Consider the following 23,236-nt stretch of genomic DNA (forward strand, 5'->3'; position numbering starts at 1 on the left):
CCCGCCGTCCGGGGACACGAATGCCCCGCCTGAGATTTCTCCCGGCTTGGCTGAGGTGTCTTCGTCTGGCGAAGTAGTAAGGATCTTCGTCGTTCACGCCCGGATGCCCGGTTCGTGACAACCGTTCTAATCTACCTCCCTCCCCCGGAGGCGTCAAATCAGGTGAAGGTCGACGGCGGGGTGTCGAGGTCTTCGAGCTCGATGCCAGGGGCCGCGAGGACGACGTCGCCGGCGAGGTGGACCTCGTGCTGGTCGCCGGTGGCCAGGTCACTCACCAGAAAGTTATCCACAGGCAGAAAACCGCTGTCGGCCGGATGTGCTGTCCTGGTGAGCAGCGACCACGACTGGTCGACGGTGAGCGGGGCGAGCACGGGGGGCCGGAATGAGACGAGACGTACGCGGGTGGCGGGGCCGCCTGGTTCGAGGCGCAGGAGCCTCGCGGTGGCGACGAGGAAGGCGGGCGAGGCGCCCGTGAAGGCGTGCGCGGGGGCGTTGCCCTCCTGCGCGTGGTCGCCTGCGGGGTCGGTGCGGACCCAGGTGAGACCGTCGAGTGCGGCTGCACGGACCTGCCACGCGCCGGCGTGGAGTTCCAGGCGGATGGGGCGGCCGAGCTCGTCGATGGTCAGGTCGACGGAGCCGGTGATGTCGCCGCCGGGTGCGGTGGTCTGTGCGGTGTAGCGCCAGCCGGAGGGGCCGGTGGCGCAGTGGAAGTGTTCTTCTCCCAGGGGGGTGTGGTCATGGGTGTCGTGGAGCGAGTAGCGGCCGCGGGGCATGGTGGGGTCTCTGGATCTGGCGAGGCCCCCGCCTCGACGGGGAGGCGGGGGCCTGCGCGGTGGGGTCCGGCCCTGCGGGGCCGGGCGGTGCGGAGCCGGGGCTCAGTAGCGGTAGTGGTCCGGCTTGTAGGGGCCTTCGACCTTGACGCCGATGTAGGAGGCCTGCTCCGGCCGCAGGGTGGTGAGCTTGACGCCGAGGGCGTCGAGGTGGAGCCGGGCGACCTTCTCGTCCAGGTGCTTGGGCAGCACGTAGACGCCGATCGGGTACTCCTCGGGCTTGGTGAAGAGCTCGACCTGCGCCAGCGTCTGGTCCGTGAAGGAGTTGGACATGACGAAGGAGGGGTGGCCCGTGGCGTTGCCGAGGTTGAGCAGGCGGCCCTCGGACAGCACGATCAGGACCTTGCCGTCGGGGAAGGTCCAGGTGTGGACCTGCGGCTTGACCTCGTCCTTGACGATGCCGGGGGTCTTCGCCAGGCCGGCCATGTCGATCTCGTTGTCGAAGTGGCCGATGTTCCCGACGATCGCCTGGTGCTTCATCCGGGCCATGTCCGAGGCCATGATGATGTCGCGGTTGCCGGTCGTGGTGACGAAGATGTCGGCCGTCTCGACGACGTCGTCCAGGGTGGCGACCTGGTAGCCGTCCATCGCAGCCTGGAGCGCGCAGATCGGGTCGATCTCGGTGATGACGACGCGGGCACCCTGGCCGCGCAGGGACTCGGCGCAGCCCTTGCCGACGTCGCCGTAGCCGCAGACGACGGCGACCTTGCCGCCGATCAGGACGTCGGTGGCGCGGTTGATGCCGTCGATCAGCGAGTGGCGGCATCCGTACTTGTTGTCGAACTTCGACTTGGTCACCGCGTCGTTGACGTTGATCGCCGGGAAGAGCAGCGTGCCTTCCTGCTGCATCTCGTAGAGGCGGTGGACGCCGGTGGTGGTCTCCTCGGTGACCCCGCGGATCTCGGAGGCGAGCTGGGTCCACTTCTGCGGACTGGCGCCGAGGGTGCGGCGCAGCAGCTCAAGGATGTGGCCGTACTCCTCGCTGTCCTGCGCGGTGGTGGCGGGGACGGCGCCTGCCTTCTCGAACTCGACGCCCTTGTGGACGAGCAGGGTGGCGTCGCCACCGTCGTCCAGGATCATGTTCGGGCCGCCGGTGGGGGTGTTGGGCCAGGTCAGGGCCTGCTCGGTGCACCACCAGTACTCTTCGAGGGTCTCGCCCTTCCAGGCGAAGACCGGGACGCCCCTGGGGTTGTCGGGGGTGCCCTCGGGGCCGACCGCGATGGCCGCGGCCGCGTGGTCCTGGGTGGAGAAGATGTTGCAGGACGCCCAGCGGACCTCGGCGCCGAGGGCGACCAGGGTCTCGATGAGGACGGCGGTCTGCACGGTCATGTGCAGGGAGCCGGTGATGCGGGCGCCGGCCAGCGGCTGCGTCGCGGCGTACTCGGCGCGCAGCGACATCAGGCCGGGCATCTCGTGCTCGGCGAGGGTGATCTCCTTGCGGCCGAAGGCGGCAAGGGAGAGGTCCGCGACCTTGAAGTCGGTAGCGGTAGTGGTCATGCGGGCTGCTCCTCGGTGCGATCGAGGTGGACAGGGATGTGGCGCGGCCGCGGGACGGTTGCGGGTGCATCCGGCTGCGGGCGCACCTGTCCCCTTGCGGCAGCGCAATCCGTCGGAGGCCCTCTCTCCCTCGGTCGGTCACCGTGGGGCGACCGCCCGACCGCCATCAGCAGCGACGTCTGGCTGGGTACGAATCTACACCGGCGGGCGGATCGGCCGCAGTCCCTCCGGTCAGCGGCCGCCGGGCGTCTGGTCGGGGTCGGGGCCTGCCGCGGCGGCGGCTTCGCTGTAGATGTCGGGTTCGAGGTAGATGACGCGGGCGAAGGGTTCCGCGGCCCTGATGCGCTCCTCTGCTGCGTCGATGGCGGCGGCGACCTGGGCGGCGGTGTCGTCGTGCCGGACGGAGATCTTGGCTGCGACCAGGAGTTCTTCCGGGCCGAGGTGCAGGGTGCGCATGTGGATGATGCCGGTGACGCTCTCGCCGTCCACGGTGGCCTCGCGGATGCGGGTCAGGGACTCGGCTCCCGCGCCTTCGCCGAGCAGCAGGGACTTGGTCTCGGCGGCGAGGACGAGGGCGATGCAGATCAGCAGGGTGCCGATGCACAGGGTGCCGATGCCGTCCCAGACGCCGCTGTCGGTGGCCAGGGCGATGCCGACGCCGAGCAGTGCGAGGACGAGGCCGATGAGGGCGCCGAAGTCCTCCAGCAGCACGACGGGGAGTTCCGGCGCCTTGGCGCGGCGGATGAACTCGGTCCAGGACAGCACGCCGCGGGTGTGGTTGGACTCCTTGATGGCGGTGCGGAAGGAGAAGCCCTCGGCGACGATGGCGAAGACCAGCACGCCGACCGGCCAGTACCAGTGGTCGATGGCGTGCGGGTGGCGGATCTTCTCATAGCCCTCGTAGAGGGCGAACATGCCGCCGACGGAGAACAGGACGATCGAGACGAGGAAGGCGTAGACGTAGCGTTCCCGGCCGTAGCCGAAGGGGTGTTCCTCGTTGGCCGCCCGCTTGGCCTTCTTGCCGCCGATGAGGAGCAGTCCCTGGTTGCCGGAGTCGGCGAGGGAGTGCACGCCTTCTGCGAGCATCGAGGAGGAGCCGCTGAACGCGAACGCGACGAACTTCGCCGCGGCAATGGCGAGGTTGGCGCTCAGTGCCGCGACGATCGCCCTGGTTCCGCCTGAGGCGCTCATGTGTGCTGGGTGTCCTTCCGTCGGCCCTGGCGGCTGCCTTGCCTTGGCGGGCGTTGCGGACGGACATTCTTGCAGCCCGTGTCGCCGCCGGTGCGTCAGGCCGCCACGGTGGCACGGAAGACGGTGCCGTCACCGTCGAGTTCGGTGCGTTCGCCGGCCGGGATCCAGCAGGACTCGCCGCGGCCGAGGGTGAGGGTGCTGCCGTTCTGGGCGCGCAGGGAGGCCTGGCCCGCGGTGCACAGCAGGATCTGCGGTCTGCCCGGGTCGAGCGTGCGCGGGTCGGAGCCGGCGGCGAGGAGGTAGCGGGAGAGCCGGAATTCGTCGATCGGGGCGGCGTACAGCTCCTCGCCGTCGGGGGCGGCCTCGGGGCGGAGGACGGCGGGGTCGTCGGCCTCGAAGCGGACGATGCGCAGGAGTTCAGGTACGTCGATGTGTTTGGGGGTGAGGCCGCAGCGCAGCACGTTGTCGGAGTTGGCCATGATCTCGACGCCGAGTCCTTCGAGGTAGGCGTGCGGGACGCCGGCGCCGAGGTAGAGGGCTTCGCCAGGCTGCAGCCGCACGTAGTTGAGCAGCATGGCGGCGATGACGCCGCGGTCGCCGGGGAAGCTGTGGGCAGCCTTGGCGTAGGCGGCGTAGTCGGCGGCGTGCGGGGTGCCGGGCGTGGTGGCGAGCCGTGCCGCCGCATCCGCGGCGGCGTGCACGCTGTCGGCCGTCGCGGCGGGGTCGGCGCCGAGGACGGCGGCCAGGACCTCGCGCAGCGCCTGGTCCTCGGGGTGGGCGCGGAGGATGTCGACGTAGGGGGCGAGGGCGCCGACCCCGAGTGCATCGATGAGGGCGGCGGCCTCGGTGGGCCGGCGGAAGCCGCACAGTCCGTCGAAGGGCGACAGCGCCACGAGCATCTCGGGCTTGTGGTTGGCGTCCTTGTAGTTGCGGTGCGGGGCGTCGAGGGGGATGCCGCGGGCTTCCTCGTCGGCGTATCCGGCCTTGGCCTGGGCGAGGTCGGGGTGGACCTGGACCGAGAGGGGTGCGCCGGCGGCGAGCACCTTGAGCAGGAAGGGCAGCCGGGGGCCGAAGCGCTTGACGGCGGCGTCGCCGAGTTCCGCGACGGGGTCGGCGTCGATGAGGGTGTCCAGCGGGACGGGTCCCGCGCCGCGGTCGACGCGGGAGGGTGCGCCGGGGTGGGCGCCCATCCACAGTTCGGCCTGGGGCTCCCCGGTGGGCGGGGTGCCGAGGAGTTCGGGGATGGCGGTGGTGGAGCCCCAGGCGTAGGGGCGGATGGTGGTGATGAGGCGGTTCATGCCGGTCATGGTCTCTCGGTCGAGGCGACGGCCAGGTAAACGGCGGCGAAATCGGTCAGGGCGAGGATCTCCGCGGCGATGTGCAGGTCGCTGCCGCCGGGGGCGGCGATCTCGCTGAGCGGGGTGTCGTGTGCGTAGGCCTGCTCGCGGGCCGCGGGTGCCGCGGAGCCGGGCTGGTCGGGGGCTTCCTGGAGCAGCACGATGCGCAGCCGCAGCCCGTCGGAGTCCTCGACGCGGTCGCGGAAGAAGTCGTCGGGGTCGGCGGTCAGGGCGTGCACGCCGGCCTGGAGCGGGCCGTGCAGGGCCAGCGCGGTGGGCAGTTCTGCGCTCAGTGCCGGGCGGCCGGCGCGGATGGCGAGGACGGCGGCGAAGCGGCGGGCGCCCGCGGCGGCGATGCGCCCCTGGCTCCACAGCAGCGGGAGGGCGTCGTCGAGTTCCGCGGCGAGGGTTTTGGCCGGGTTGGTGTAGGTGGCGATGGCCGGGCCGCAGCGGGCGGCGACCTCGTCGAGGGTGTCAGCGAGGTCGTGCAGTTCGCGGATCGGCGCGGTGATCAGGCCGAGCCGGTCGGCGAGGGCGAGCAGCGGGGTGAGCAGTGCCCAGAAGGCGCCGGTGTCGGCGGCCGTGTCGGCCGTGGGGTCGACGGGGCCGCCCGCCTCGGGTCCCGCGAAGGGCAGGGCGAGGCCGCGGACCTGGGCGACGGCTTCGGCCAGCGGCGCCTTGGCCGGGGTGACGGCGACGGCGGTGCAGCCGCGGCGGTAGGCCTGCTCGACCAGGTCGGTGAGGCCCTGTTCGGTGCCGTTGGGGGAGATCAGGAGCAGCAGGTCGAGGGAGCCGGCCCAGCCGGGCAGTGTCCAGCGGGCCTGCTGTGCGGTGGGCCCGCCCGGGGTGAGGGCTTCGACGGGGCAGCTGCCGGAGCCGAGTGCGGTGAGCAGGTCGGCGACGGCGGCGGCGTCGGGGCCGCTGCCGGCCACCAGGACTGTGCGGGGCCGCCCGTCCGGCTGCAGTGCGGTGACGCCGGCTTCTTCGGCGAGCCGCAGTGCGGTGCGTACCCGGGCGCCGGATGCGGCCACTCCACGGAGGAGTCCCCGGGTGTCGGCGCGGGCGAGACCTTCGGGGTCCTCCAGCAGCGACTCGTCGAACAAGGCGACCTCCGGGGCGTGGCGTCGTGAGGCGGTAGGACGGGGCGGACCCGGCGGGTCCTTGCGGGTGTGTCGTGGCGGGGCGCCGGGGTCAGCCGGGGCGGCGGGCCTCGTCCACCAGCAGGACCGGGATGTCGTCCCTGACCGGGTAGGCCAGTCCGCAGGTGCTGGAGGTGCAGACCAGCTCGGCGGCGTCCTCGTCCTCGCGCAGCGCCGCGTGGCAGGCGGGGCAGGCGAGGATGTCCAGAAGGCTGGCTTCGACGAGCGGCATGTGCGGTGTCCTCCTGGCGTGTGCGGCGGGTGGCCCCGGCCTGTGCCTGCCAGCCTATCGCCGCGCAGGTCGTCGGGGCACGGGACCGCGGCGGGGGCGGGCCGGGACCGGGGCCGAACCGGAGCAGGGGCCGGGGTCAGCCCCTGACGAGGGCGAGCACCTGGTCGCGGATACGGGCGACGGCGGCGTCGTCGGCGGCTTCGACGTTGAGCCGCAGCAGCGGCTCGGTGTTGGAGGCCCGCAGGTTGAACCACCAGTCGGCGGCGCTGACGGTGAGCCCGTCGAGGTCGTCGAAGGTGACTCCGGGCTGCCCGGCGTAGGCGGCGCGGACGGCCTCGGTGCGCCCCGCCTGGTCGGCGACGGTGCTGTTGATCTCGCCGGAGGACGCGTAGCGGTCGTAGCCGGCCACGAGGGCGGACAGCGGCCCGTCCTGGCCGCCGAGGGCCGCCAGCAGGTGGAGTGCGGCCAGCATGCCGGTGTCGGCGTTCCAGAAGTCGCGGAAGTAGTAGTGCGCGGAGTGCTCGCCGCCGAAGACGGCGCCGGTTGCGGCCATCTCCTGCTTGATGAACGAGTGGCCCACGCGAGTGCGCACCGGTGTGCCGCCGTGCTCCCTGACGACCTCGGGCACGGAGCGGGAGGTGATCAGGTTGTGGATGACGGTGGCGCCGGGGTTGGCTGCCAGCTCGCGGGCGGCGACCAGCGCGGTGACCGCGGAGGGCGACACGCCCTCGCCGCGCTCGTCGACGGCGAAGCAGCGGTCGGCGTCGCCGTCGAAGGCCAGGCCGATGTCGGCGCCGGTCTCGCGCACCCTGGCCTGCAGGTCGACGAGGTTCTTCGGGTCGAGGGGGTTGGCCTCGTGGTTGGGGAAGGTGCCGTCGAGTTCGAAGTACATCGGCACCAGGTCGACGGGCAGGCCCGCCAGCACGGTGGGCACGGTGTGGCCGCCCATGCCGTTGCCCGCGTCGACCACGACCTTCAGCGGGCGCATCCCGGACAGGTCCACCAGGGAGCGCAGGCAGTCGGCGTAGTCGCCGAGCACGTCGCGGTCGCCGATGGTGCCGGGGACGGCGGCGCCGGCCGGGATGCCGGTCTGCATCCACTGCTCGGCGAGGGCGCGGATGTCGGCGAGGCCGGTGTCCTGGCCGACGGGTGCGGCGCCCGCCCGGCACATCTTGATGCCGTTGTACTCGGCGGGGTTGTGGCTCGCGGTGAACATCGCGCCGGGAAGGCCGAGCCGTCCGCTGGCGAAGTACAGCTCGTCGGTGGAGCACAGCCCTATGCGGGTGACGTCGGCGCCGCGGGAGGCAGCACCGCGGGCGAAGGCGTCCGACAGGCCGGGGGACGAGGGCCGCATGTCGTGCCCGATCACGACGGCGTCGGCGCTGGTGACGGTGGCGAAGGCCGCACCGAAGATCTCGGCGAGCGGGGTGTCCCACTGGTCGGGTACGACTCCGCGTACGTCGTAGGCCTTGACCAGCTGCGACAAATCGGCCACTGCACACCTCTGCTGTACGGAGTCGCGGAGATCGGACGGTTCGGCGCGGCAATATGCCGCGGTTCCGGCCACAACCTACCCCGGACGGGCGGCGGCCCGTTCCCCGCACAGGGGCGGCGGGCGGTGCCGTGCCCTACTCGGGTGAGCGCAGCACCCGCAGGTGGCCGCGGCGGGCGACTTCCAGCGGGTCGATGTCGCGGGCGCCGGCGCGGGGGCGCTCCTGCGGGCGGGCGGCCTCGCGTACCGCGTTGGCGAGGGCCTCCAGGTCGTCGCCGCTGGGCCGGACGGGGCCGGTGTCGACGGCGAGCCTGACGACCTCCCAGCCGCGCGGGGCGGTCAGCCGCTCGGAGTGCTCGGAGCACAGGTCGTAGCAGTGCGGCTCGGCATACGTGGCGAGGGGGCCGAGGACGGCCGTGGAGTCCGCGTAGACGTACGTCAGCGTCGCTACGGCGGGGCGGCCGCAAGCGGTGCGCGAACAGCGACGTACAGGGCTCACGAGGTTGGACGGTACCGCACTCTTGAGCGGGCCGCGACGACTCTCCGCAGGCTCACCCGGTCGTGTCGTGGCGGCGCGGTCTGCGGGCGCACTGGTGCCGCCGTCGCGTGGACCTGCGGTGATGCCGCAGTGGCGGGAGGTACGTACCAAGGCGGGGCGGGCGGTCATGACGGCGGCACGTGACGGCTTCGGTCGCCAGGTGGCGCGTTTGCATCACTTCTGTGGCCTGATGCGGTCTGAAACTCGGTGCGAGATGACGATAAAGGGGCCGCGATCACTCGGGTCGCGACACGGCGCGGGGCGGGAGCTAGGCTCACGCTGATGGACAGCTCGGCTCCACCTCCCTCCGACCCGCGTCCGCGGCACCGTGACCGGCACGGCCGTGGCATGCGCGGCCCTATCGCGCCGCCGCAGGTGCCGCTCGCGCTCAGCCGTGCGGACGCCTTCGACGACCTGGTCAGGGATGCGGCCGACCGCCTGGAGCGGCGCTGGCCGCAGCTGGCGGACGTGGAGTTCGCCGTGCAGGAGGTGCCCTGGCCGCAGGACGGTCCCGCCGACGGCGACGCGGTGCCGCTGGGGCGGCTGGTCGGCGCGGGCAAGGGGCGGCCGAGTCGCATCGTGGTCTACCGGCGGCCGGTCGAGATCCGCGCCAAGAGCCGCGACGAGCGGGCGCTGCTGGTCCACGAGGTGGTGGTGGAGCAGGTCGCGGAACTGCTCGGCCTGTCGCCGGAGAACGTCGACCCGAAGTACGGCGAGGACTGACGCCTCCCGGCGCCGGTCCCCGCCTACTTGTCGAGGATCGCGATGTCGGAGCCGGCCTGCGGCACCTCGACCATGCCCCGGTCGTCCGGCATCGGCTGGATCGTGAACATGGGCACGCCGCCCAGCGGCAGTGCCAGCATCCGGGAGGCGTAGAGGGTGCCGCCGGAGAGCTTCTCCACGGTCACGGCGTAGCCGCCGCTGCTCCCCGAGGGCGGCGCGGGCTGCACGGACAGGGTGGAGTTGGCCTTGACGATGACGGTCTTGGACACGCTCGTGCCGCCGGACGGGCCGGGCGCCGAGGTCACCTTCACGCTGGTGTCCTTGCCGACGGCCATCAGGGCCACCGTGGTGCCCTTGTCGCGGTTGTCCGCGACGGTGGCCCTGGCGCCGATCGCCGGAGTCGCGGGCAGGAAGGCCAGCTCCTGCTTGGTGCCCTTGCCGCGGGTGATGCGCAGCCCTGCGACGACGGGTACGGGCGTGTGCACGTCGCTCGACCCGATGACCAGGGAGCCCGGTTCGCCCTTGGTGATGTCGCCGAGGTCGGCGGTGGCGGTCATACCGGCCTTGACGTGCATCGTCTCGTGACCGGCCGGGGAGATCAGGCCGGTCGCGGTGGCGAGTTTGAGCGTCAGGTCGGCGTCGTCGGTGCCGGTCGCGTAGGCGACCAGGTGCACCGACGTGGCGTCGGCGGGGATGCCCGGCATGACGAGCGAGGTCGCGGGCTCGGCGGCGGGCGGCAGCCAGTCGGTGCCGAGCGAGGTGTCGGTGGCCTGGACGGCGGCGCCGACCCGGCCGCTGCGGACGACGACGTGCACGGTCAGGTCGGCGGCCTTGTCGGCGACCAGGGTGGACAGCAGCACCGGCTTGGCGCCCTTGCCCGGGACGGTGATGCCGTCGCCTGACGACGCCTTGAGCAGGCCGTCCTTGCCGTACAGCTCGATGTCGACGACGGCGGGCGCTTCGTCGGGGTCCACCAGGTGCAGGTAGTCCTGGCGGCCGGCCGCGGTGCTCGCGCCGGGGAACCAGAACTCGCTGTCCGGGGTGACGCAGGAGGTGCCGAGCAGTCCGCGGCCGGGTCCTGAGTCCACCACGGTGGTCTGCTGGACCGCCCAGCCGGGCGCCAGCGGCCCGTCCGCGGTGCCGATCAGGGCGGGGGCATCGGGATTCTCCGTGGTCGCCGTGGCGGCCTTGCCCGTCGCCTTGAGCGGGGCGAGCGGCGTGGCCTTGCCGGCGGTGGGGACGAGCTGGGCGCTGCCGGCCTCGCCGCCGTCGCCGCTGCCCGTCGTCGGAGGGGTGAAGGAGGTGTAGACGGTGGTGGCGAACTCCGAGGGGGAGGGCGCCGGGCACACCACGGTGCTGCGCTGCACGGGCAGCGTCTTCACCTCGCCCTTGGGGGCGGCGACCGAGTCGTCGCCGCCGGTCAGGGATGCGGCTGCGGTCAGGACGGCGAGTACGGCGACGGCGCCGCCCAGGGAGAGGGTGCTGCGGTTCACTGGTGGTCGCTCCCGTCGCGGCGCTGGTCGCCTTCTGCGTAGTACGCCCCGGCGTCGCCATATGCCGCAGGGTCGGCGTAGCCGCCCTGGTCCGCGTAGGGCGCCTGGTCGCCGTAGCCGGTCACCGTCCCGTCGTGCGGTGCCTGGCCGCCTTGCGGGTAGGGGTCGTAGCCGGGCTGCTGGGGTACGTAGCCGTACTGGTCGCCGTAGCCGCCCTGCTGCTCGTAGCCGCCGCCCTGGCCCGCGGGGTAGGGCTGCTGCTCCCACTGCTGGTCGGGGTAGGGCGCGTAGTACGGGTCGGCCGCCTGGCCGGCGTCTTGGGCCGGGACCGCGTAGGGGTCGTAGCCGCCGTCCGCGGGGTCGTAGCCGCCCTCTGCCTGCTCGTACGGGGCCTGCGCCGGTTCGAACGGGTCGGGTTGTCCTGGCTGCTGTCCCGGGTCGCCGCCGTGCGCGTCCTGGTCGCCGTCGTCCTGGGTGCCGTCGGCGGCGGCCTCGGCCTCCGCCGCGGCCTGGAGGCGGCGTGCCCTGCGGCCCTCGCCGCTCGCCTGGCCGGGGATGTCGGCTGCGGCAGCCCCCTCGGCGTCCGGCAGGTCGTCGTCGACCTCGCGGCGGCGGCCCGGCAGGGCGAGCACGATCGTGACGAGCAGCAGGAAGGCCTGCACGCCGAGCCAGCCGATGTGGGTGACCGGCTCCTTGAACGTGACGTCGAGCCGGCCGCCGTCGGCGGGCAGCTGGAAGCCCTGCGCCCATCCGTCGACCGTGGTGGGCGTCAGCCGTGCGCCGTCGAGGGTGGCCTGCCAGCCGCTGTCCGCGGAGTCGGCGAGCCGCAGCACGCGGCCCTGCGGACCCGACGGCACCTTGGTGTGCGCTTCGAGGCGGCCGGAGGGCACCGCGACGGGCTTGGCGCCCTTGGCGGTGATCGTCATACGGGAGACGGTCGTGTCGACCCGCCACAGCTCGCTGCCGTCGGCCTGGCTGACCCGGGACAGGCCCGGCGTGCTGTCCATGACGCGGCCGACGGCTCGCGGTGTGCCCTTCTGCGCCAGGACGTAGCGCACGGCGTATCCGGCGAGCCGGCTGCCCTGGTCGGCGCCCGAGCCCGCGACGAGGTTGGCGACGAGGTCGTCGAGTGCGGTGTCCCGGTCGGCCTGCGCGGCCAGTTCCGCGTCGCCGATGCGGACGCCGGCGCCGCGGACCAGCGCGTAGGAGATACGGCCTTCGGTGCCGCTGAGCACCAGGGTGCGGGCCTGGTCGCCGCTGGTGCTCTCCTCGGCGACGAAGGCGGGCACCTGCTGCGGGTCGCGGCGGTCCAGCGGGCCGTCGGCCCCGTGCGCGACCCAGGTGAAGGCGGCCAGCAGCGGGGCGGCCGCCGCGGCCAGCGCGATCAGGCCCGCGACGGGCTGCCGCCAGCCGAAGCCGCTGGCGGCGATCCGCTCGTTGGCGCCTTCCGCGCCGACCGCGGCGGCCGCGAGCAGGGCCAGGCCGTAGACGAGCGTGGCCGGCCCCGCCCATGCCTTGCCGTTCTCGACGACCGCGAAGAGCAGGCCGGTCGCGGCGACGGCCCATGCGGCGACGACCGCGGTGCGGCGGGTGTCGCGCAGCAGCGCCGCCAGCGCGGCCAGCAGCAGGCCGACCAGCAGCAGACCGCCGGAGCCCTTGGGGCCGCCCGGGCTGAGCAGCAGCAGGTCGATGCCCGAGGCGCTCGTGGTGCCGTAGGGCAGGCCCACCTCGTGGAGGAGCCGCCCGGGGTGCGACAGCAGCGTCAGCGACCAGGGGGCGAGCAGCACGATCGGGGTGACGGCCAGCGCGGCGAAGCGCAGCACCATCGGTACGAGCAGCGCGCCGCGCCCTGTCGCCATCCGCCAGGCGAGGGTCGCCGCGGCCAGGACCAGCGCGATGGGCCAGGTGATCGGGGTGAAGGCGGTGGTGAACGTCAGCATCAGGGCCAGCGCCCAGGTGGAGCGCCAGCCGGGCCGCACACCCCGGTCCAGGGCCGCGTCGCCGAGCTGCAGCCCCGCGCAGGCGACCGCGGCGCGGGCCATCAGCGGCAGCAGGATGGCCAGTACGGCGGTGCCGAGCCTGCCCGTCGCCAGGGCGCCGGTCGCGGCCGGCAGGAAGGCGTACGCGATCGAGGCCCATGCGCGCAGCAGCCGGGAGTCGACCAGCGGCCGGGAGGCGAAGTAGGCGGTGAATCCGGCCAGCGGGACCGACGCGACGAGCAGCAGCGTGAGGGTCAGGCCGGTGGAGCCGAACAGCACGGTGGAGAACAGCCCGAGCACCGCGAGGTAGGGCGGCGCGGACTGGGTGCCGCCGGTGCCCAGCGCGTGCCAGGACCCGGCGTAGCTGCGCCACAGGTCGGAGGCGCCGGGGTCGGCGGGCAGCAGGGCGCCGCCGGCCAGCGCGCCGCCGCCGAGCAGCGAGCGGCAGGCCGCGAGCGAGACGACCAGCAGCACCGCGAAGAGGACGGGACCGGGCTTGCGGGCGATCCGCTTGAGCCGGGCGAACTGCTCGATCTCCAGGAAGTCGCCGCCGTCGTCCTCGCCGGGTCCCGACTCGACGGCTCCGCCGTGCCGCCCCGCGGCGGCGGAGGAGGCGTCGGCGCGGCCTGCGATGTTGCTGACGACCTGGTCGACGGTGGCCCGCACGGTCGCGCCGGGCGGCGGGAAGAGCGGGCGCAGTTCCGAGGGCGGCACGGTGCCCTTGCCGCGGCGGTGGCGGGCGCCCAGCAGCCGCCCGGGGCGGAGCAGAACGCCGAGCAGTCCGACGATCTCGTCGACGGCCTGTCCCGGCACCTTGCCGACGAGGTAGGCCAGGGTGCGCAGCAGTGTGCCGAGGACTATGCGCAGGGCGACATAGGGGAGCAGCGGGCCGCGGGTGTTGGCCAGCAGGGTGTAGACGGCGCCGGCCTTGTCGACCCGGTGCGGGTTCGCGGCGGACCTGCCGGCGCAGTCCACGGGGCGGCGCTCGCGGGAGGCGGCCTCGGCGTGCCAGAGCACGGCGTCGGGGGCGACCAGGACGGTGTGGCCTGCGGCCTGGGCGCGCCAGCAGAAGTCGACGTCGTCGCGCATGAGGGGCAGCCGGCGGTCGAAGCCGCCCAGTTCCTCCCACACGTCGCGGCGGACCAGCATGCCGGCCGAGGACACCGACAGCACGGGGCGCACCTGGTCGTGCTGCCCCTGGTCCTGCTCGCGGCGTTCGAGCGCAGTCCAGCGGCGGCCGCTGCGGGCGATGCTGACGCCGACTTCGAGCAGTTGCCTGCGGTCGTACCAGCTGCGCAGCTTCGGGCCGACGACGGCGGCGGAGGGCGAGCTGTCGGCGACCCGCAGCAGGCCGGCCAGGGCGCCGGGGTCGGGCTCGCAGTCGTCGTGCAGCAGCCACAGCCACTGGACGGGGTCGCCGTGCGGCTGGTCGGGCTCGTCGTAGACGTCGTCGTTCCAGCTGCGGCTGACGGGGTCCCAGCCGCTGCGGCGGGACAGGTAGGGCAGTTGCTCCGCGGTGAGCGGTGCGGCGGCGCGCGCCGCCTCCTCGACGGCGGCGCCGAAGGAGGTGCGCCGGGCCAGGTGCAGCACGCGCTGGTCGCCGAGAGACTCGGCGAGCAGCCGGGCGGAGTCGTCGGCGCTGCCGGTGTCGGCGGCGACGACGTCCTGGACCGGGCGGTCCTGGGCGAGCAGACCTGCGAGGGCCTTGGGCAGCCAGCGCGCGCCGTCGTGCGCTACCAGCACGGCGGTGACGACATGGCGCGGGAACTCAGGGGTGCCGGCCGGGTGGGCGGCCGGTGCTGGGCTGTTCACGGACATCGAGGTTCTGGCCCCGGTTCGCTGGACTGCGGTGGACGCTGGCGCCCGCTCGCGGCGGGGTTGCATCTCGGACGGCCCCCCACACTAACGGCTTACGCGGACACCACTGTCCTGACGTGTGCCCGGTGTGAGAACAACAGCAGCCCGCCGGCCGCGTCCGGGGACGCGGGAGGCGGGCTGCTGCGGTGCTTCGCAGGGCCGGGCCGGCGGGCGGCCTGCCGCTGCTCAGCGGGGCTGCGCCGGGTCTGCGGCAGGCGGCGGGAGGGTCAGACGACGCCCTTCTTCAGGCGGCGGCGCTCCCTTTCCGACAGGCCGCCCCAGATGCCGAAGCGTTCGTCGTTGGCGAGGGCGTACTCGAGGCAGTCGGAGCGGACTTCGCAGGCGAGGCAGACCTTCTTCGCCTCACGCGTGGAACCGCCCTTTTCGGGGAAGAAGGACTCGGGGTCGGTCTGCGCACACAGCGCGCGCTCCTGCCAGCCGAGTTCCTCGTCCGCCTCTTCGGCCAGCAGCAACTGGAACTGCTCGGTCATGCGCGCCCCTCGTCTGTCGTGCTTCCCCGTGATGTGCGCCGTCACCCTGTGCGGCTGAACGACACGAGTGAAATTACAAGTGCGCCGATCCGGGCCAGTCAAGCCGGGATCTGCTATTGGGTCCGTTATTCACTCCGCTGAACCAAGGGGTGACGGAAAGTGTTGTTATCGGGCCAAAAGCCCGGATCCGTCAACCGTGGTCCGGTCGGTCCAACGCTCACACCTCGTCAGACGCTGCGGCGACTCGCCACGTTCCGCCCGTACGGATGAAGCGTTGTGGATCACATTTCGATCACAGAAACACACGCCACGGGGAAGGCTCGGACACATGCGCGACGCCTGACTGCGCGCCGCGCGGGCTCCCCCGGTCGGCGCGTCCGGTAAACGGAATGCCGCGGAGACCCGGATGCCGCTGCACCTATCCGCACACCTCTGCGCACAAACCTTTCAGCAACTCACCGTGCCGAATCAGGTGAAAGAAGAGCGACATTTCGGACATCCAGTTGACAGAGGGTCGTCCGGACCGGTCTCCTTGTGTGCATGCCTGCCGAGCACCACGCGCCCTACCGGACCCGCCGTCGCGAGTCCTGCTGCGTCGCGCTCGCACAGAACTGCTGTTGTCCCTGCCGCTGTCGCTGAGCCCCCTGCCCAGGACCTGCCCTTCCGGCCCTGGCACCGCCCGCCACTCGCGCACACCCCCAGGGACACACCTTCATGTACTCCGACGTCTCCATCGCCGGTGACCCGCTCGCTCTGCCCCACCTCCTCCCCCCGGTGCCGCAACACCCCGGCACCGTCGCGGAGTTCGCCGGAGTCGCCCGCTCCATCGCCGCCGACCGCGGACGATGGGCCCCGCTGGTGCGCTACGACGCCACCACCCGCTGGTATGCCCGCCTGCAGACCGGCCCCGGCTACGAGGTGTGGCTGCTCAGCTGGCTCCCGGGCCAGAGCAGCGGCCTGCACGACCACGGCGGTTCCTCGGGTGTGCTCACCGTCCTGCAGGGCGCGCTGCGCGAACGCGCGCTCGGCAGGCGGGGCGAGACCACTCGCCTGCTGACCGGCGGCGGCCAGCGTGCCTTCGCACCCGGCTATGTGCACGAGGTCGTCAACGACAGGCTGGAGCCCGCCGTCAGCCTGCACGTGTACTTCCCCGGCCTCACCGAGATGACGCCGCACGCCTGCACCACCCCCGCGCGCGCGGTGACCCCCGCCACGGTCCAGGCCGCGGGATAGCCGTACGGGCCGCCAGGGCGGACTGACAGACTGGGACCCATGCGAATCGTGGTTCTGGCCGGAGGAATCGGCGGGGCGCGCTTTTTGCGCGGCCTGCTGGCAGCGGCGCCGGAGGCGGAGATCACCGTCGTCGGCAACACCGGAGACGACATCCATCTGTTCGGCTTGAAGGTCTGCCCCGACCTCGACACCGTGATGTACACGCTGGGCGGCGGCATCCACGAGGAGCAGGGCTGGGGCCGGGCCGACGAGACCTTCACCGTGAAGGAGGAGCTGGCCGCGTACGGCGTGGGACCGGAGTGGTTCGGCCTGGGCGACCGGGACTTCGCCACCCACATCGTGCGCACCCAGATGCTCGCCGCCGGCTATCCGCTCAGCGCCGTCACCGAGGCGCTGTGCGCCCGCTGGAAGCCCGGCGTCCGGCTGATCCCGATGTCGGACGACCGGGTCGAGACCCACGTCCTGGTCGAGACCGACGGCGAGCGCAAGGCCGTCCACTTCCAGGAGTACTGGGTACGGCTGCGCGCCGCCGTCCCCGCGCACGCCGTGGTGCCCGTCGGCGCCGAGGCGGCCAAGCCCGCGCCCGGGGTGCTGGAGGCGATCGCCGCCGCCGACGTCATCGTCTTCCCGCCCTCCAACCCGGTGGTGAGCATCGGCACCATCCTGGCCGTGCCCGGGGTGCGCGAGGCCATCGCCGAGGCCGGGGTGCCGGTGGTGGGCCTGTCGCCCATCGTCGGCGACGCGCCCGTGCGCGGCATGGCCGACAAGGTGCTGGCCGCGGTCGGCGTGGAAGCCACGGCCGCCGCGGTCGCCGCGCACTACGGCTCCGGGCTGCTCGACGGCTGGCTGGTGGACACGGTGGACGAGGTCGCCGTCGCCGAGGTCGAGGCGGCCGGCATCCGCTGCCGGGCGGTGCCGCTGATGATGACCGATCTGGACGCCACCACGCGCATGGCGCGCGAGGCGCTGGCACTGGCGGAAGAGGTACGGGCATGAGCGCGGCACGCTTCGAGGTCTTCGCGCCCGAGGGCATCGGCGAGGTCCCGCAGGGCGCCGACATCGCCAAGCTCGTCGTGGCCACCGGGGTCGAACTGGCCGACGGGGACGTGCTGCTGGTCACGTCGAAGATCGTCAGCAAGGCGGAGGGCCGCCTGGTGCACGCCGACGACCGGGAGGCCGCGATCGACGCCGAGGCCGTACGGCTGGTGGCGCGCCGCGGGCCGACCAGGATCGTCGAGACGCGGCACGGCTTCGTCATGGCCGCGGCGGGCGTCGACGCGTCCAACACCGCACCCGGCACCGTCCTGCTGCTGCCCGAGGACCCCGACGCGTCCGCCCACAGGATCAGGGCCGGGCTGCGCGAGGCGCTGGGCGTCAACGTCGGGGTCGTCGTCACCGACACCTTCGGGCGGCCCTGGCGCGAGGGCCTGACCGACGTGGCGATCGGCGCCGCCGGCGTCGCGGTGCTCGACGACCTGCGCGGCGGGCAGGACTCGCACGGCAACCCGCTCCAGATGACGGTGACCGCCACGGCCGACGAACTCGCCGCGGTCGGCGACCTGGTCAAGGGCAAGGCGAGCGGCCGGCCGGTCGCCGTCGTCCGCGGCCTGGCCGCCGTGGTCCTCCCGCCGGACAGCGCCGGGGCAGGCGACACCGGGGCCAGGCCGCTGGTGCGCAGGGCCGCCGACGACATGTTCCGGCTCGGCACCTCAGAGGCCGTGCGGGAGGCGGTGTCGCTGCGCCGCACGGTGCGCGACTTCACCGACGAGCCGGTCGACCCGGCGGCCGTACGGCGGGCCGTCGCCCTCGCGGTGACCGCGCCGGCCCCGCACCACACCACGCCGTGGCGCTTCGTGCTGCTGGAGACGCCCGAGGTGCGCACCCGGCTGCTCGACGCGATGCGCGACGCCTGGGCGGCGGACCTGCGGCGGGACGGCTTCTCCGAGGAGAGCGTCACCAAGCGGCTGCGGCGCGGCGACGTCCTGCGCAAGGCGCCCTACCTGGCGGTGCCGTGCCTGGTCGCCGACGGCGCCCACGCCTACCCCGACGCGCGGCGGGCCGCGGCGGAACGCGAGATGTTCGTCGTCGCCACCGGCGCCGGGGTGGAGAACTTCCTCGTCGCCCTGGCCGGCGAGCAGCTCGGCTCGGCCTGGGTGTCGTCCACGATGTTCTGCCGTGACGTCGTGCGCTCGGTGCTCGACCTGCCCGCGAACTGGGACCCGATGGGCGCGGTGGCCATCGGCCGCCCGTCCGCCGCTCCGCCGGCAAGGCCGCCGCGCGCGGCCGACGCCTTCATCGCGGTGCGCTGACGGGCCGAACGGGCGCCCGGGTTCCGCTGACTCAGGAGTGGCGGGTCGGCGGGTTCGGGGCCAGGCGCGGGCCGCGCCGAGGCGGGCTCGGCGCGGCCAGCAGGATCAGCCGGGCCGCCCGGTGGCGCTGGCCCGCGTACGGGGCGAGCAGGTCGAGCATCGTGGCGTCGTCGGAGCGCCGCGCACCGGTCAGCGCGTAGCCGATGTGGTGCGGCAGGTGCAGGTCGCCGACCGTGACCGCGTCGGCGGCGCCGTGGCTGCGCTGCAGCGTCTCCGCCGCCGTCCACGGGCCGATCCCCGGCAGGCTCTGCATCCGGGCGCCGGCCTCCTCGGCCGACAGGGCGGTCAGCGCGTCCAGCCGTGCCCCGAGCCGAACCGCGCGCATCACCGTGGACGCGCGCTTGTCGTCCACCCCCGCGCAGTGCCAGTCCCACGACGGCACCCTTGCCCAGCCGTGCGCGTCCGGCATCACCCGCATACGGTCGGCGCGCGGCCCCGGCGCGGGCTCACCGTGCTGGAAGAGCAGCAGCCGCCAGGCGCGGTAGGCCTCGGCCGTGGTCACCTTCTGCTCAAGCACCGAGGGGATCAGCGCTTCGAGGACCAGTCCGGTCCTGGTCAGCCGCAGGCCCGGGTGGCGGCGGTGCGCGGTGTGCACGATGCGGTGCCGCGGGGTGAAGGCGGAGGGGTCGTCGTCCGCGCCCAGCAGCGCGGGCAGCCCGTCCAGCAGCCACTCGGCGCCCGGCCCCCACGCCTCGGCCTCCAGTGCCGCGGCACTCCCCCGCAGCCGCAGCGTGCCGGCGCCCGCGGGCGTACGGCTGGCCCGCCACACCGTGCCGTCCGCGTCGATACGGAAGGCCGGGTCGGCCGGGCCGCGGCGCAGCGGCAGCAGAGTGCGGCGCACGTCCAGCGGCCCCTGCGGGCTCCAGGTGCGCACACGCCCCCGCTCCTGCCGGGGGGCGGGGACGTCGCCTGCGGGGCGGGGCAGCGGAGTGGGCACCCGCACGAGGGTAGCCGCCGCCGGCCCGAAGCCGGGCCGGTAGCCTGGCCGGCGTGACGTCACCCGCCCAGGACACCCCCGCCGGCCTGCTCGCCTCCGCCCTGCGCGGCGACCCCGGACGGCCGCTGATCACCTTCTACGACGACGCCACCGGCGAGCGGGTCGAACTGTCCGTCGCCACCTTCGCGAACTGGGTCGCCAAGACCGCGAACCTCATCCAGGACGAGCTGGGGGCGCAGCCGGGCGACCGGCTCGCGCTGCTGCTGCCCGCGCACTGGCAGACCGCGGTGTGGGTGCTCGCCGGCTTCTCCACCGGCCTGGTCGTCGCGCCCGGCGCGGACCCCGCCGGTGCGGACCTCGTCGTCAGCGGCCCCGACACGCTGGAGCAGGCGCGGGCCTGCGGCGGCGAACGCGTGGCGCTCGCGCTGCGCCCCCTCGGGGGGCGCTTCCCGCAAGCGCCGGCCGGCTTCCTCGACTACGCCGTCGAAGTGCCGGGGCAGGGGGATCGGTTCGTGCCGTACGCGCCCGTCGGGACGGGCTCGCCGGCTCTTCTCCTTGCCGGGGACGGCGCCATGACCGGCGGGGCGGTCGTGGAGCGGGCCGTGGCCTCGGCCGACGCGTACGGGCTCGCGCCCGGGGCACGGGTCCTTTCCCGCCTGCCCTTCGACTCCTGGGCCGGCCTGGCGGCCGGGCTCCTCGCGCCGCTCGCCGTCGGGGGGTCGGTCGTGCTGTGCCGCAACGCCGGGGGGTTGACCCCGGAACAGCTCGCTGCGCGCGAGGCGACCGAGCGGGTCACCCTGACCCTCTAGCTCCCTCCCCCGCCCCCGGCGAGTGCCCCTCCCGGTGGCACTCGCCCTTCCCCCGGCGGGGGGTGCGCGGTGGGTGCCCCTTGCGGCGAGCTGCTTGCCTGCGGCGCCGTCGTGGCTTGTCGCGCAGTTCCCCGCGCCCCTAAAAACGCTCGCCCTCCCGCGCAGAGGGCGCCGCCTGAAAGCGCCGACTCTGCGGGCAGAGGGCGACAACCAGGGGCGCGGGGAACTGCGCGACAAGCCCGAACGGGCGGAAAGAAAGCAACGCCACAGCAAGTGGCACCCACCTTCGCGCCCCCGCCCACGGCAGGAAAGACGTGGGGTGCCCCAGGCAACCAAGTGGGGGAATCGACTGTCTGAACGAGTGGCGCGCGGGCAGTCGAGTCCGGGGCGCCGGACGGACAAGGGTGGGCGGGCACGTGACGACGTCAGCAGAGCCTCCGGAGGAGGACCCTACGGATGCGGCGCCGCGCCGCAGTTACCGGTGGCTCAAGATCCTCGCAGGGGTCACCGCGCTGGTGGTGCTGGCGCTCGCCGGTGGCGTCTGGTACCTCTACCAGCGGCTCGACGGGAACATCACGACGGACACGGCCACCGAGACCGAGCTGAAGGTGCATGCGTCGGAGCGGCCCTCGGAGGGTCCGACGTCGGCCGAGAACATCCTGCTGCTGGGTTCCGACAACCGGGGCGACGGCAACGAGAAGTACGGCGAGGACAGCGGCACGCAGCGTTCCGACACCGCGATCCTGCTGCACCTGGCCGCCGACCGGCACAGCGCCACGGCGATGAGCATCCCGCGCGACCTGATGGCGCACGTGCCCAGCTGCGCGAAGCCGAACGGCGGCAAGACCGAGCCGAAGTTCGAGCAGTTCAACTGGGCCTTCGAGTTCGGCGGTGCCGCCTGCACGATCCGCACGGTCGAGGACATGACGGGCATCAGGATCGACCACCACCTGATCGTGGACTTCTCCGGGTTCAAGAAGATCGTGAACGCGGTCAACGGCGTGGACGTGTGCCTGGCGGAGCCGGTGCACGACACCAAGGCGCACCTCGACCTGCCGGCCGGGCGGCAGACGCTGAACGGCGAGCAGGCGCTCGGCTATGTGCGGGCCAGGCACGGCTTCGGCGACGGCAGCGACACCGAGCGGATGGACCGCCAGCAGGGCTTCCTGGGCTCGCTGTTCTCGAAGGTCAGCAGCAACGGCGTGCTGCTGAACCCGACGAAGGTCTACCCGGTGCTGTCGGCGGCGACGTCGTCGCTGACCGCGGACCCGGGTCTGGACTCGCTGAGCGAGCTGTACGGCCTGGCACGCGACATCCAGCGGATACCGGCGGGGCAGTTGCGCTTCCTGACGGTGCCGCGCGAGCAGTACACGCTGGACCACAACCGCGACCAGCTGGTGCAGCCCGCCGCCGACCGGCTCTTCGCGGCGATCCGCGACGACGTCACGGTGGCGGTGGCCCCGGACGGCTCGTCGGACAGCGCGGCGGGCGGGGACGGCGGCAAGTCCCGCGCCACCGGCACCCCTTCGCCCGGCGGTACGCCCACCGCTTCGGCGCCCACCTACCGCGGCAGGACCGCCGATGCCGACATCTGCGGCAAAGCCTGATGAACTAAGGTGAGCGCTCGGCCTGCCGCGCATGGAGGAGCCGATCGACCGTGGACACGGAGGAGCCCGGGTACGTCGACCCGGCTGACCAGTGGGTGCTGGACCCGGCAACGGGGTTGTACGAGCTGCGCCTTGACGTGCCGTCGGAAAGCCACCCCGCACAGACCCCGGCTCCCGCACCGGCACCGGCACCGGCACCGGTGCGGCCTGCCGCCCGTTCGGGCCGCGGCGGGCGGCGCGCCGCCGCCCCCGCCGCGCCGTCGCGCCGCCGCAGGGCGGCCTCGCGCAGGCGCAGGCCGTCCGCCCTGGTGTGGGGCGTGGCAGCCACCTGCGGGGTGCTGGTCGCCGGGGTGACCGCGGGGGTCGTGGTGCTGCGGCAGGGCGGCGGGGCGGCCGTGCACACCGTGGAGATCGGGTCGGCGGGCAGCAAGGACCCTGTCCACGCCGGTGCGATGAACGTCCTGCTACTCAGCAGCAGGCCCACCGACACCGCCGTCGTGCTGCACCTGGCCGCGGACCGCGGCAATGTGACGGCGCTCGGCATTCCCGCGGCAATGGCGGTGGACATCCCGGACTGCCCGGCCGGCGGCGGCACCGTCAAGGGCGCGAAGCAGCAGCCTTTCTCCGCCGCGCTGACCGGGCGCGGCCCCGGCTGCGCGCTGCGGGTGGCCGAGCAGGTGACGGGGCTGCCGGTGGACCATGTCGTGCTGGTCGACTACGCGGCGGCGAAGGCCGCTTCGAGCGGGGTGGCGGCGGCGGACCTGTGCGTGGACCGTACGGTGGCCGACCCGCGGACGCTGGCGGCCCTGGCACGTCGCGCACCTTCCGCGCTGACCACGGACACCCCGCTGGGCAGCGCGAAAGCGCTGGGCACGCTCGCCGACGCCATGGGTGCGGCCGATCCGCGGCATGTCACCTTCGTGACGGTGCCACTGCTGGGCGGCGCCGCACCGCGGGCGGCCGACGTGCAGAAGGCGTCGCAGCTCTACGCCCTGATGGCGCACGACGTGTCGCTGTCCCCGGATCGTCTCGCGGCGGCCGACCCGAAGCTGGTCGGGCCGAAGGCGACACCGCACGACACCCGGGTGGAGGTCTACAACGGCACCGGGGTCTTCGGCGCCTCGCAGGACGTGCTGGCCTGGCTGCAGAACAGCAAGGGCGTCAACCGCTCGACCAACGGCGGCGACGCCCACGCCAAGGCGCCGCGGACGACGCTGCAGTACGCGCCGAACCAGGCCGACCAGGCGCGCTCGCTGGCCGCGATGATGGGTCTGCCCGCGTCCGCGCTGATCCCCGGCACCAAGGACGCGGCGCCCCGGGCGAACATGGTCCTCACCCTGGGCGCGGACTTCACCGCACCCGGTGTGCCCGTCGGGCCGCCGACCGCGCCGCCCAAGGGAGTTGTGCTGACTCCCGCCGCCGACGTGCACTGCTGACCGCGGGACGGCCGCGGCTGCGACACATACCGCAGAAGTGGGCACC

General features: G+C 73.6%; 19 protein-coding genes. 7 read left to right on the plus strand and 12 right to left on the minus strand.

What is annotated here, in order from left to right:
• Window positions 1–158: 158 nt before the first annotated feature.
• From JT723_RS31480 to JT723_RS31515, 8 genes are all read right to left on the minus strand, one after another.
• Window positions 159–773, minus strand: a complete 615-nt coding sequence (locus JT723_RS31480) for a hypothetical protein (RefSeq protein WP_205048273.1) — start codon at window positions 771–773, stop codon at window positions 159–161.
• Window positions 774–875: 102 nt separating this feature from the next.
• The gene (gene ahcY, locus JT723_RS31485) at window positions 876–2,327 is read right to left on the minus strand and encodes an adenosylhomocysteinase (RefSeq protein WP_205048274.1); all 1,452 of its coding nucleotides are present in this window, start codon (window positions 2,325–2,327) and stop codon (window positions 876–878) included.
• A 231-nt stretch (window positions 2,328–2,558) separates the two neighbouring features.
• Window positions 2,559–3,518: a cation diffusion facilitator family transporter gene (locus tag JT723_RS31490; RefSeq protein WP_205048275.1), complete on the minus strand. Its 960-nt coding sequence runs from the start codon at window positions 3,516–3,518 to the stop codon at window positions 2,559–2,561.
• Between the two features lie 95 nt (window positions 3,519–3,613).
• Window positions 3,614–4,816 carry a mannose-6-phosphate isomerase, class I gene (manA, locus tag JT723_RS31495; RefSeq protein WP_205048276.1) on the minus strand — a complete coding sequence of 401 codons (1,203 nt, stop codon included), beginning with the start codon at window positions 4,814–4,816 and terminating at the stop codon, window positions 3,614–3,616.
• Window positions 4,817–4,821: 5 nt separating this feature from the next.
• A complete protein-coding gene (locus tag JT723_RS31500; protein ID WP_205048277.1) occupies window positions 4,822–5,958 on the minus strand; it encodes an SIS domain-containing protein in 1,137 nt (378 codons plus the stop codon).
• Window positions 5,959–6,046: 88 nt separating this feature from the next.
• Window positions 6,047–6,226, minus strand: a complete 180-nt coding sequence (locus tag JT723_RS31505; protein ID WP_205048278.1) for a Trm112 family protein — start codon at window positions 6,224–6,226, stop codon at window positions 6,047–6,049.
• A 136-nt stretch (window positions 6,227–6,362) separates the two neighbouring features.
• Window positions 6,363–7,721, minus strand: coding sequence for a phosphomannomutase/phosphoglucomutase (locus tag JT723_RS31510; RefSeq protein ID WP_205048279.1), 1,359 nt, complete (start codon window positions 7,719–7,721; stop codon window positions 6,363–6,365).
• A 133-nt stretch (window positions 7,722–7,854) separates the two neighbouring features.
• The gene (locus JT723_RS31515) at window positions 7,855–8,217 is read right to left on the minus strand and encodes a DUF3499 domain-containing protein (protein WP_205048280.1); all 363 of its coding nucleotides are present in this window, start codon (window positions 8,215–8,217) and stop codon (window positions 7,855–7,857) included.
• Window positions 8,218–8,538: 321 nt separating this feature from the next.
• Between JT723_RS31515 and JT723_RS31520 the strand changes: the two genes are divergently transcribed.
• Entirely contained in the window at window positions 8,539–8,979 is a 441-nt protein-coding gene (locus JT723_RS31520) for a metallopeptidase family protein (protein ID WP_205048281.1), read from the plus strand.
• 23 nt (window positions 8,980–9,002) lie between these two features.
• Here the strand turns inward: JT723_RS31520 and JT723_RS31525 are convergent, their stop codons facing one another.
• The 3 genes from JT723_RS31525 to JT723_RS31535 all read right to left on the minus strand — a co-directional run bounded on the left by JT723_RS31525 (window position 9,003) and on the right by JT723_RS31535 (window position 14,799).
• Complete coding sequence (locus tag JT723_RS31525) at window positions 9,003–10,472, minus strand: DUF5719 family protein (protein ID WP_205048282.1); 1,470 nt, start codon at window positions 10,470–10,472, stop codon at window positions 9,003–9,005.
• Window positions 10,469–14,269 carry a glycosyltransferase family 2 protein gene (locus tag JT723_RS31530; protein ID WP_205048283.1) on the minus strand — a complete coding sequence of 1,267 codons (3,801 nt, stop codon included), beginning with the start codon at window positions 14,267–14,269 and terminating at the stop codon, window positions 10,469–10,471. Before JT723_RS31530 ends, JT723_RS31525 begins: the two co-directional genes overlap by 4 nt.
• A gap of 266 nt (window positions 14,270–14,535) precedes the next feature.
• Window positions 14,536–14,799 (minus strand): WhiB family transcriptional regulator, encoded by a 264-nt coding sequence (locus tag JT723_RS31535; RefSeq protein ID WP_031519519.1) that lies wholly within the window; start codon window positions 14,797–14,799, stop codon window positions 14,536–14,538.
• A 714-nt stretch (window positions 14,800–15,513) separates the two neighbouring features.
• Here JT723_RS31535 and JT723_RS31540 point away from each other — a divergent pair.
• The 3 genes from JT723_RS31540 to JT723_RS31550 are packed head-to-tail and all read left to right on the plus strand — an operon-like array spanning window position 15,514 to window position 18,341.
• Window positions 15,514–16,032, plus strand: a complete 519-nt coding sequence (locus JT723_RS31540) for a cysteine dioxygenase (protein WP_205048284.1) — start codon at window positions 15,514–15,516, stop codon at window positions 16,030–16,032.
• Between the two features lie 39 nt (window positions 16,033–16,071).
• Complete coding sequence (gene cofD / locus JT723_RS31545; RefSeq protein ID WP_205048285.1) at window positions 16,072–17,028, plus strand: 2-phospho-L-lactate transferase; 957 nt, start codon at window positions 16,072–16,074, stop codon at window positions 17,026–17,028.
• Complete coding sequence (locus JT723_RS31550; protein ID WP_205048286.1) at window positions 17,025–18,341, plus strand: coenzyme F420-0:L-glutamate ligase; 1,317 nt, start codon at window positions 17,025–17,027, stop codon at window positions 18,339–18,341. The genes cofD and JT723_RS31550 overlap by 4 nt, the downstream gene beginning before the upstream one ends.
• A gap of 31 nt (window positions 18,342–18,372) precedes the next feature.
• On the opposite strand, the gene JT723_RS31555 is transcribed toward JT723_RS31550, so the two are convergent.
• Window positions 18,373–19,338, minus strand: coding sequence for a DNA-3-methyladenine glycosylase family protein (locus JT723_RS31555; protein WP_372441398.1), 966 nt, complete (start codon window positions 19,336–19,338; stop codon window positions 18,373–18,375).
• A gap of 53 nt (window positions 19,339–19,391) precedes the next feature.
• Between JT723_RS31555 and JT723_RS31560 the strand changes: the two genes are divergently transcribed.
• The 3 genes from JT723_RS31560 (at window position 19,392) to JT723_RS31570 (ending at window position 23,190) form a co-directional block, all read left to right on the plus strand.
• Window positions 19,392–20,147, plus strand: a complete 756-nt coding sequence (locus JT723_RS31560; protein ID WP_205048287.1) for a TIGR03089 family protein — start codon at window positions 19,392–19,394, stop codon at window positions 20,145–20,147.
• A gap of 416 nt (window positions 20,148–20,563) precedes the next feature.
• The gene (locus JT723_RS31565; protein ID WP_205048288.1) at window positions 20,564–21,754 is read left to right on the plus strand and encodes an LCP family protein; all 1,191 of its coding nucleotides are present in this window, start codon (window positions 20,564–20,566) and stop codon (window positions 21,752–21,754) included.
• A gap of 50 nt (window positions 21,755–21,804) precedes the next feature.
• Window positions 21,805–23,190 (plus strand): LCP family protein, encoded by a 1,386-nt coding sequence (locus JT723_RS31570; RefSeq protein WP_205048289.1) that lies wholly within the window; start codon window positions 21,805–21,807, stop codon window positions 23,188–23,190.
• Window positions 23,191–23,236: the final 46 nt, after the last annotated feature.

The sequence above is a fragment of the Actinacidiphila bryophytorum genome (assembly GCF_016916835.1).
Taxonomy (GTDB): domain Bacteria; phylum Actinomycetota; class Actinomycetes; order Streptomycetales; family Streptomycetaceae; genus Actinacidiphila; species Actinacidiphila bryophytorum.

Coding starts and splice junctions, on each gene's coding strand:
- JT723_RS31480 (WP_205048273.1), bottom strand. CDS start 773: ATGCCCCGCGGCCGCTACTCGCTCCACGACACCCATGACCACACCCCC.
- ahcY (WP_205048274.1), bottom strand. CDS start 2,327: ATGACCACTACCGCTACCGACTTCAAGGTCGCGGACCTCTCCCTTGCC.
- JT723_RS31490 (WP_205048275.1), bottom strand. CDS start 3,518: ATGAGCGCCTCAGGCGGAACCAGGGCGATCGTCGCGGCACTGAGCGCC.
- manA (WP_205048276.1), bottom strand. CDS start 4,816: ATGAACCGCCTCATCACCACCATCCGCCCCTACGCCTGGGGCTCCACC.
- JT723_RS31505 (WP_205048278.1), bottom strand. CDS start 6,226: ATGCCGCTCGTCGAAGCCAGCCTTCTGGACATCCTCGCCTGCCCCGCC.
- JT723_RS31520 (WP_205048281.1), top strand. CDS start 8,539: ATGGACAGCTCGGCTCCACCTCCCTCCGACCCGCGTCCGCGGCACCGT.
- JT723_RS31530 (WP_205048283.1), bottom strand. CDS start 14,269: ATGTCCGTGAACAGCCCAGCACCGGCCGCCCACCCGGCCGGCACCCCT.
- JT723_RS31535 (WP_031519519.1), bottom strand. CDS start 14,799: ATGACCGAGCAGTTCCAGTTGCTGCTGGCCGAAGAGGCGGACGAGGAA.
- JT723_RS31540 (WP_205048284.1), top strand. CDS start 15,514: ATGTACTCCGACGTCTCCATCGCCGGTGACCCGCTCGCTCTGCCCCAC.
- cofD (WP_205048285.1), top strand. CDS start 16,072: ATGCGAATCGTGGTTCTGGCCGGAGGAATCGGCGGGGCGCGCTTTTTG.
- JT723_RS31550 (WP_205048286.1), top strand. CDS start 17,025: ATGAGCGCGGCACGCTTCGAGGTCTTCGCGCCCGAGGGCATCGGCGAG.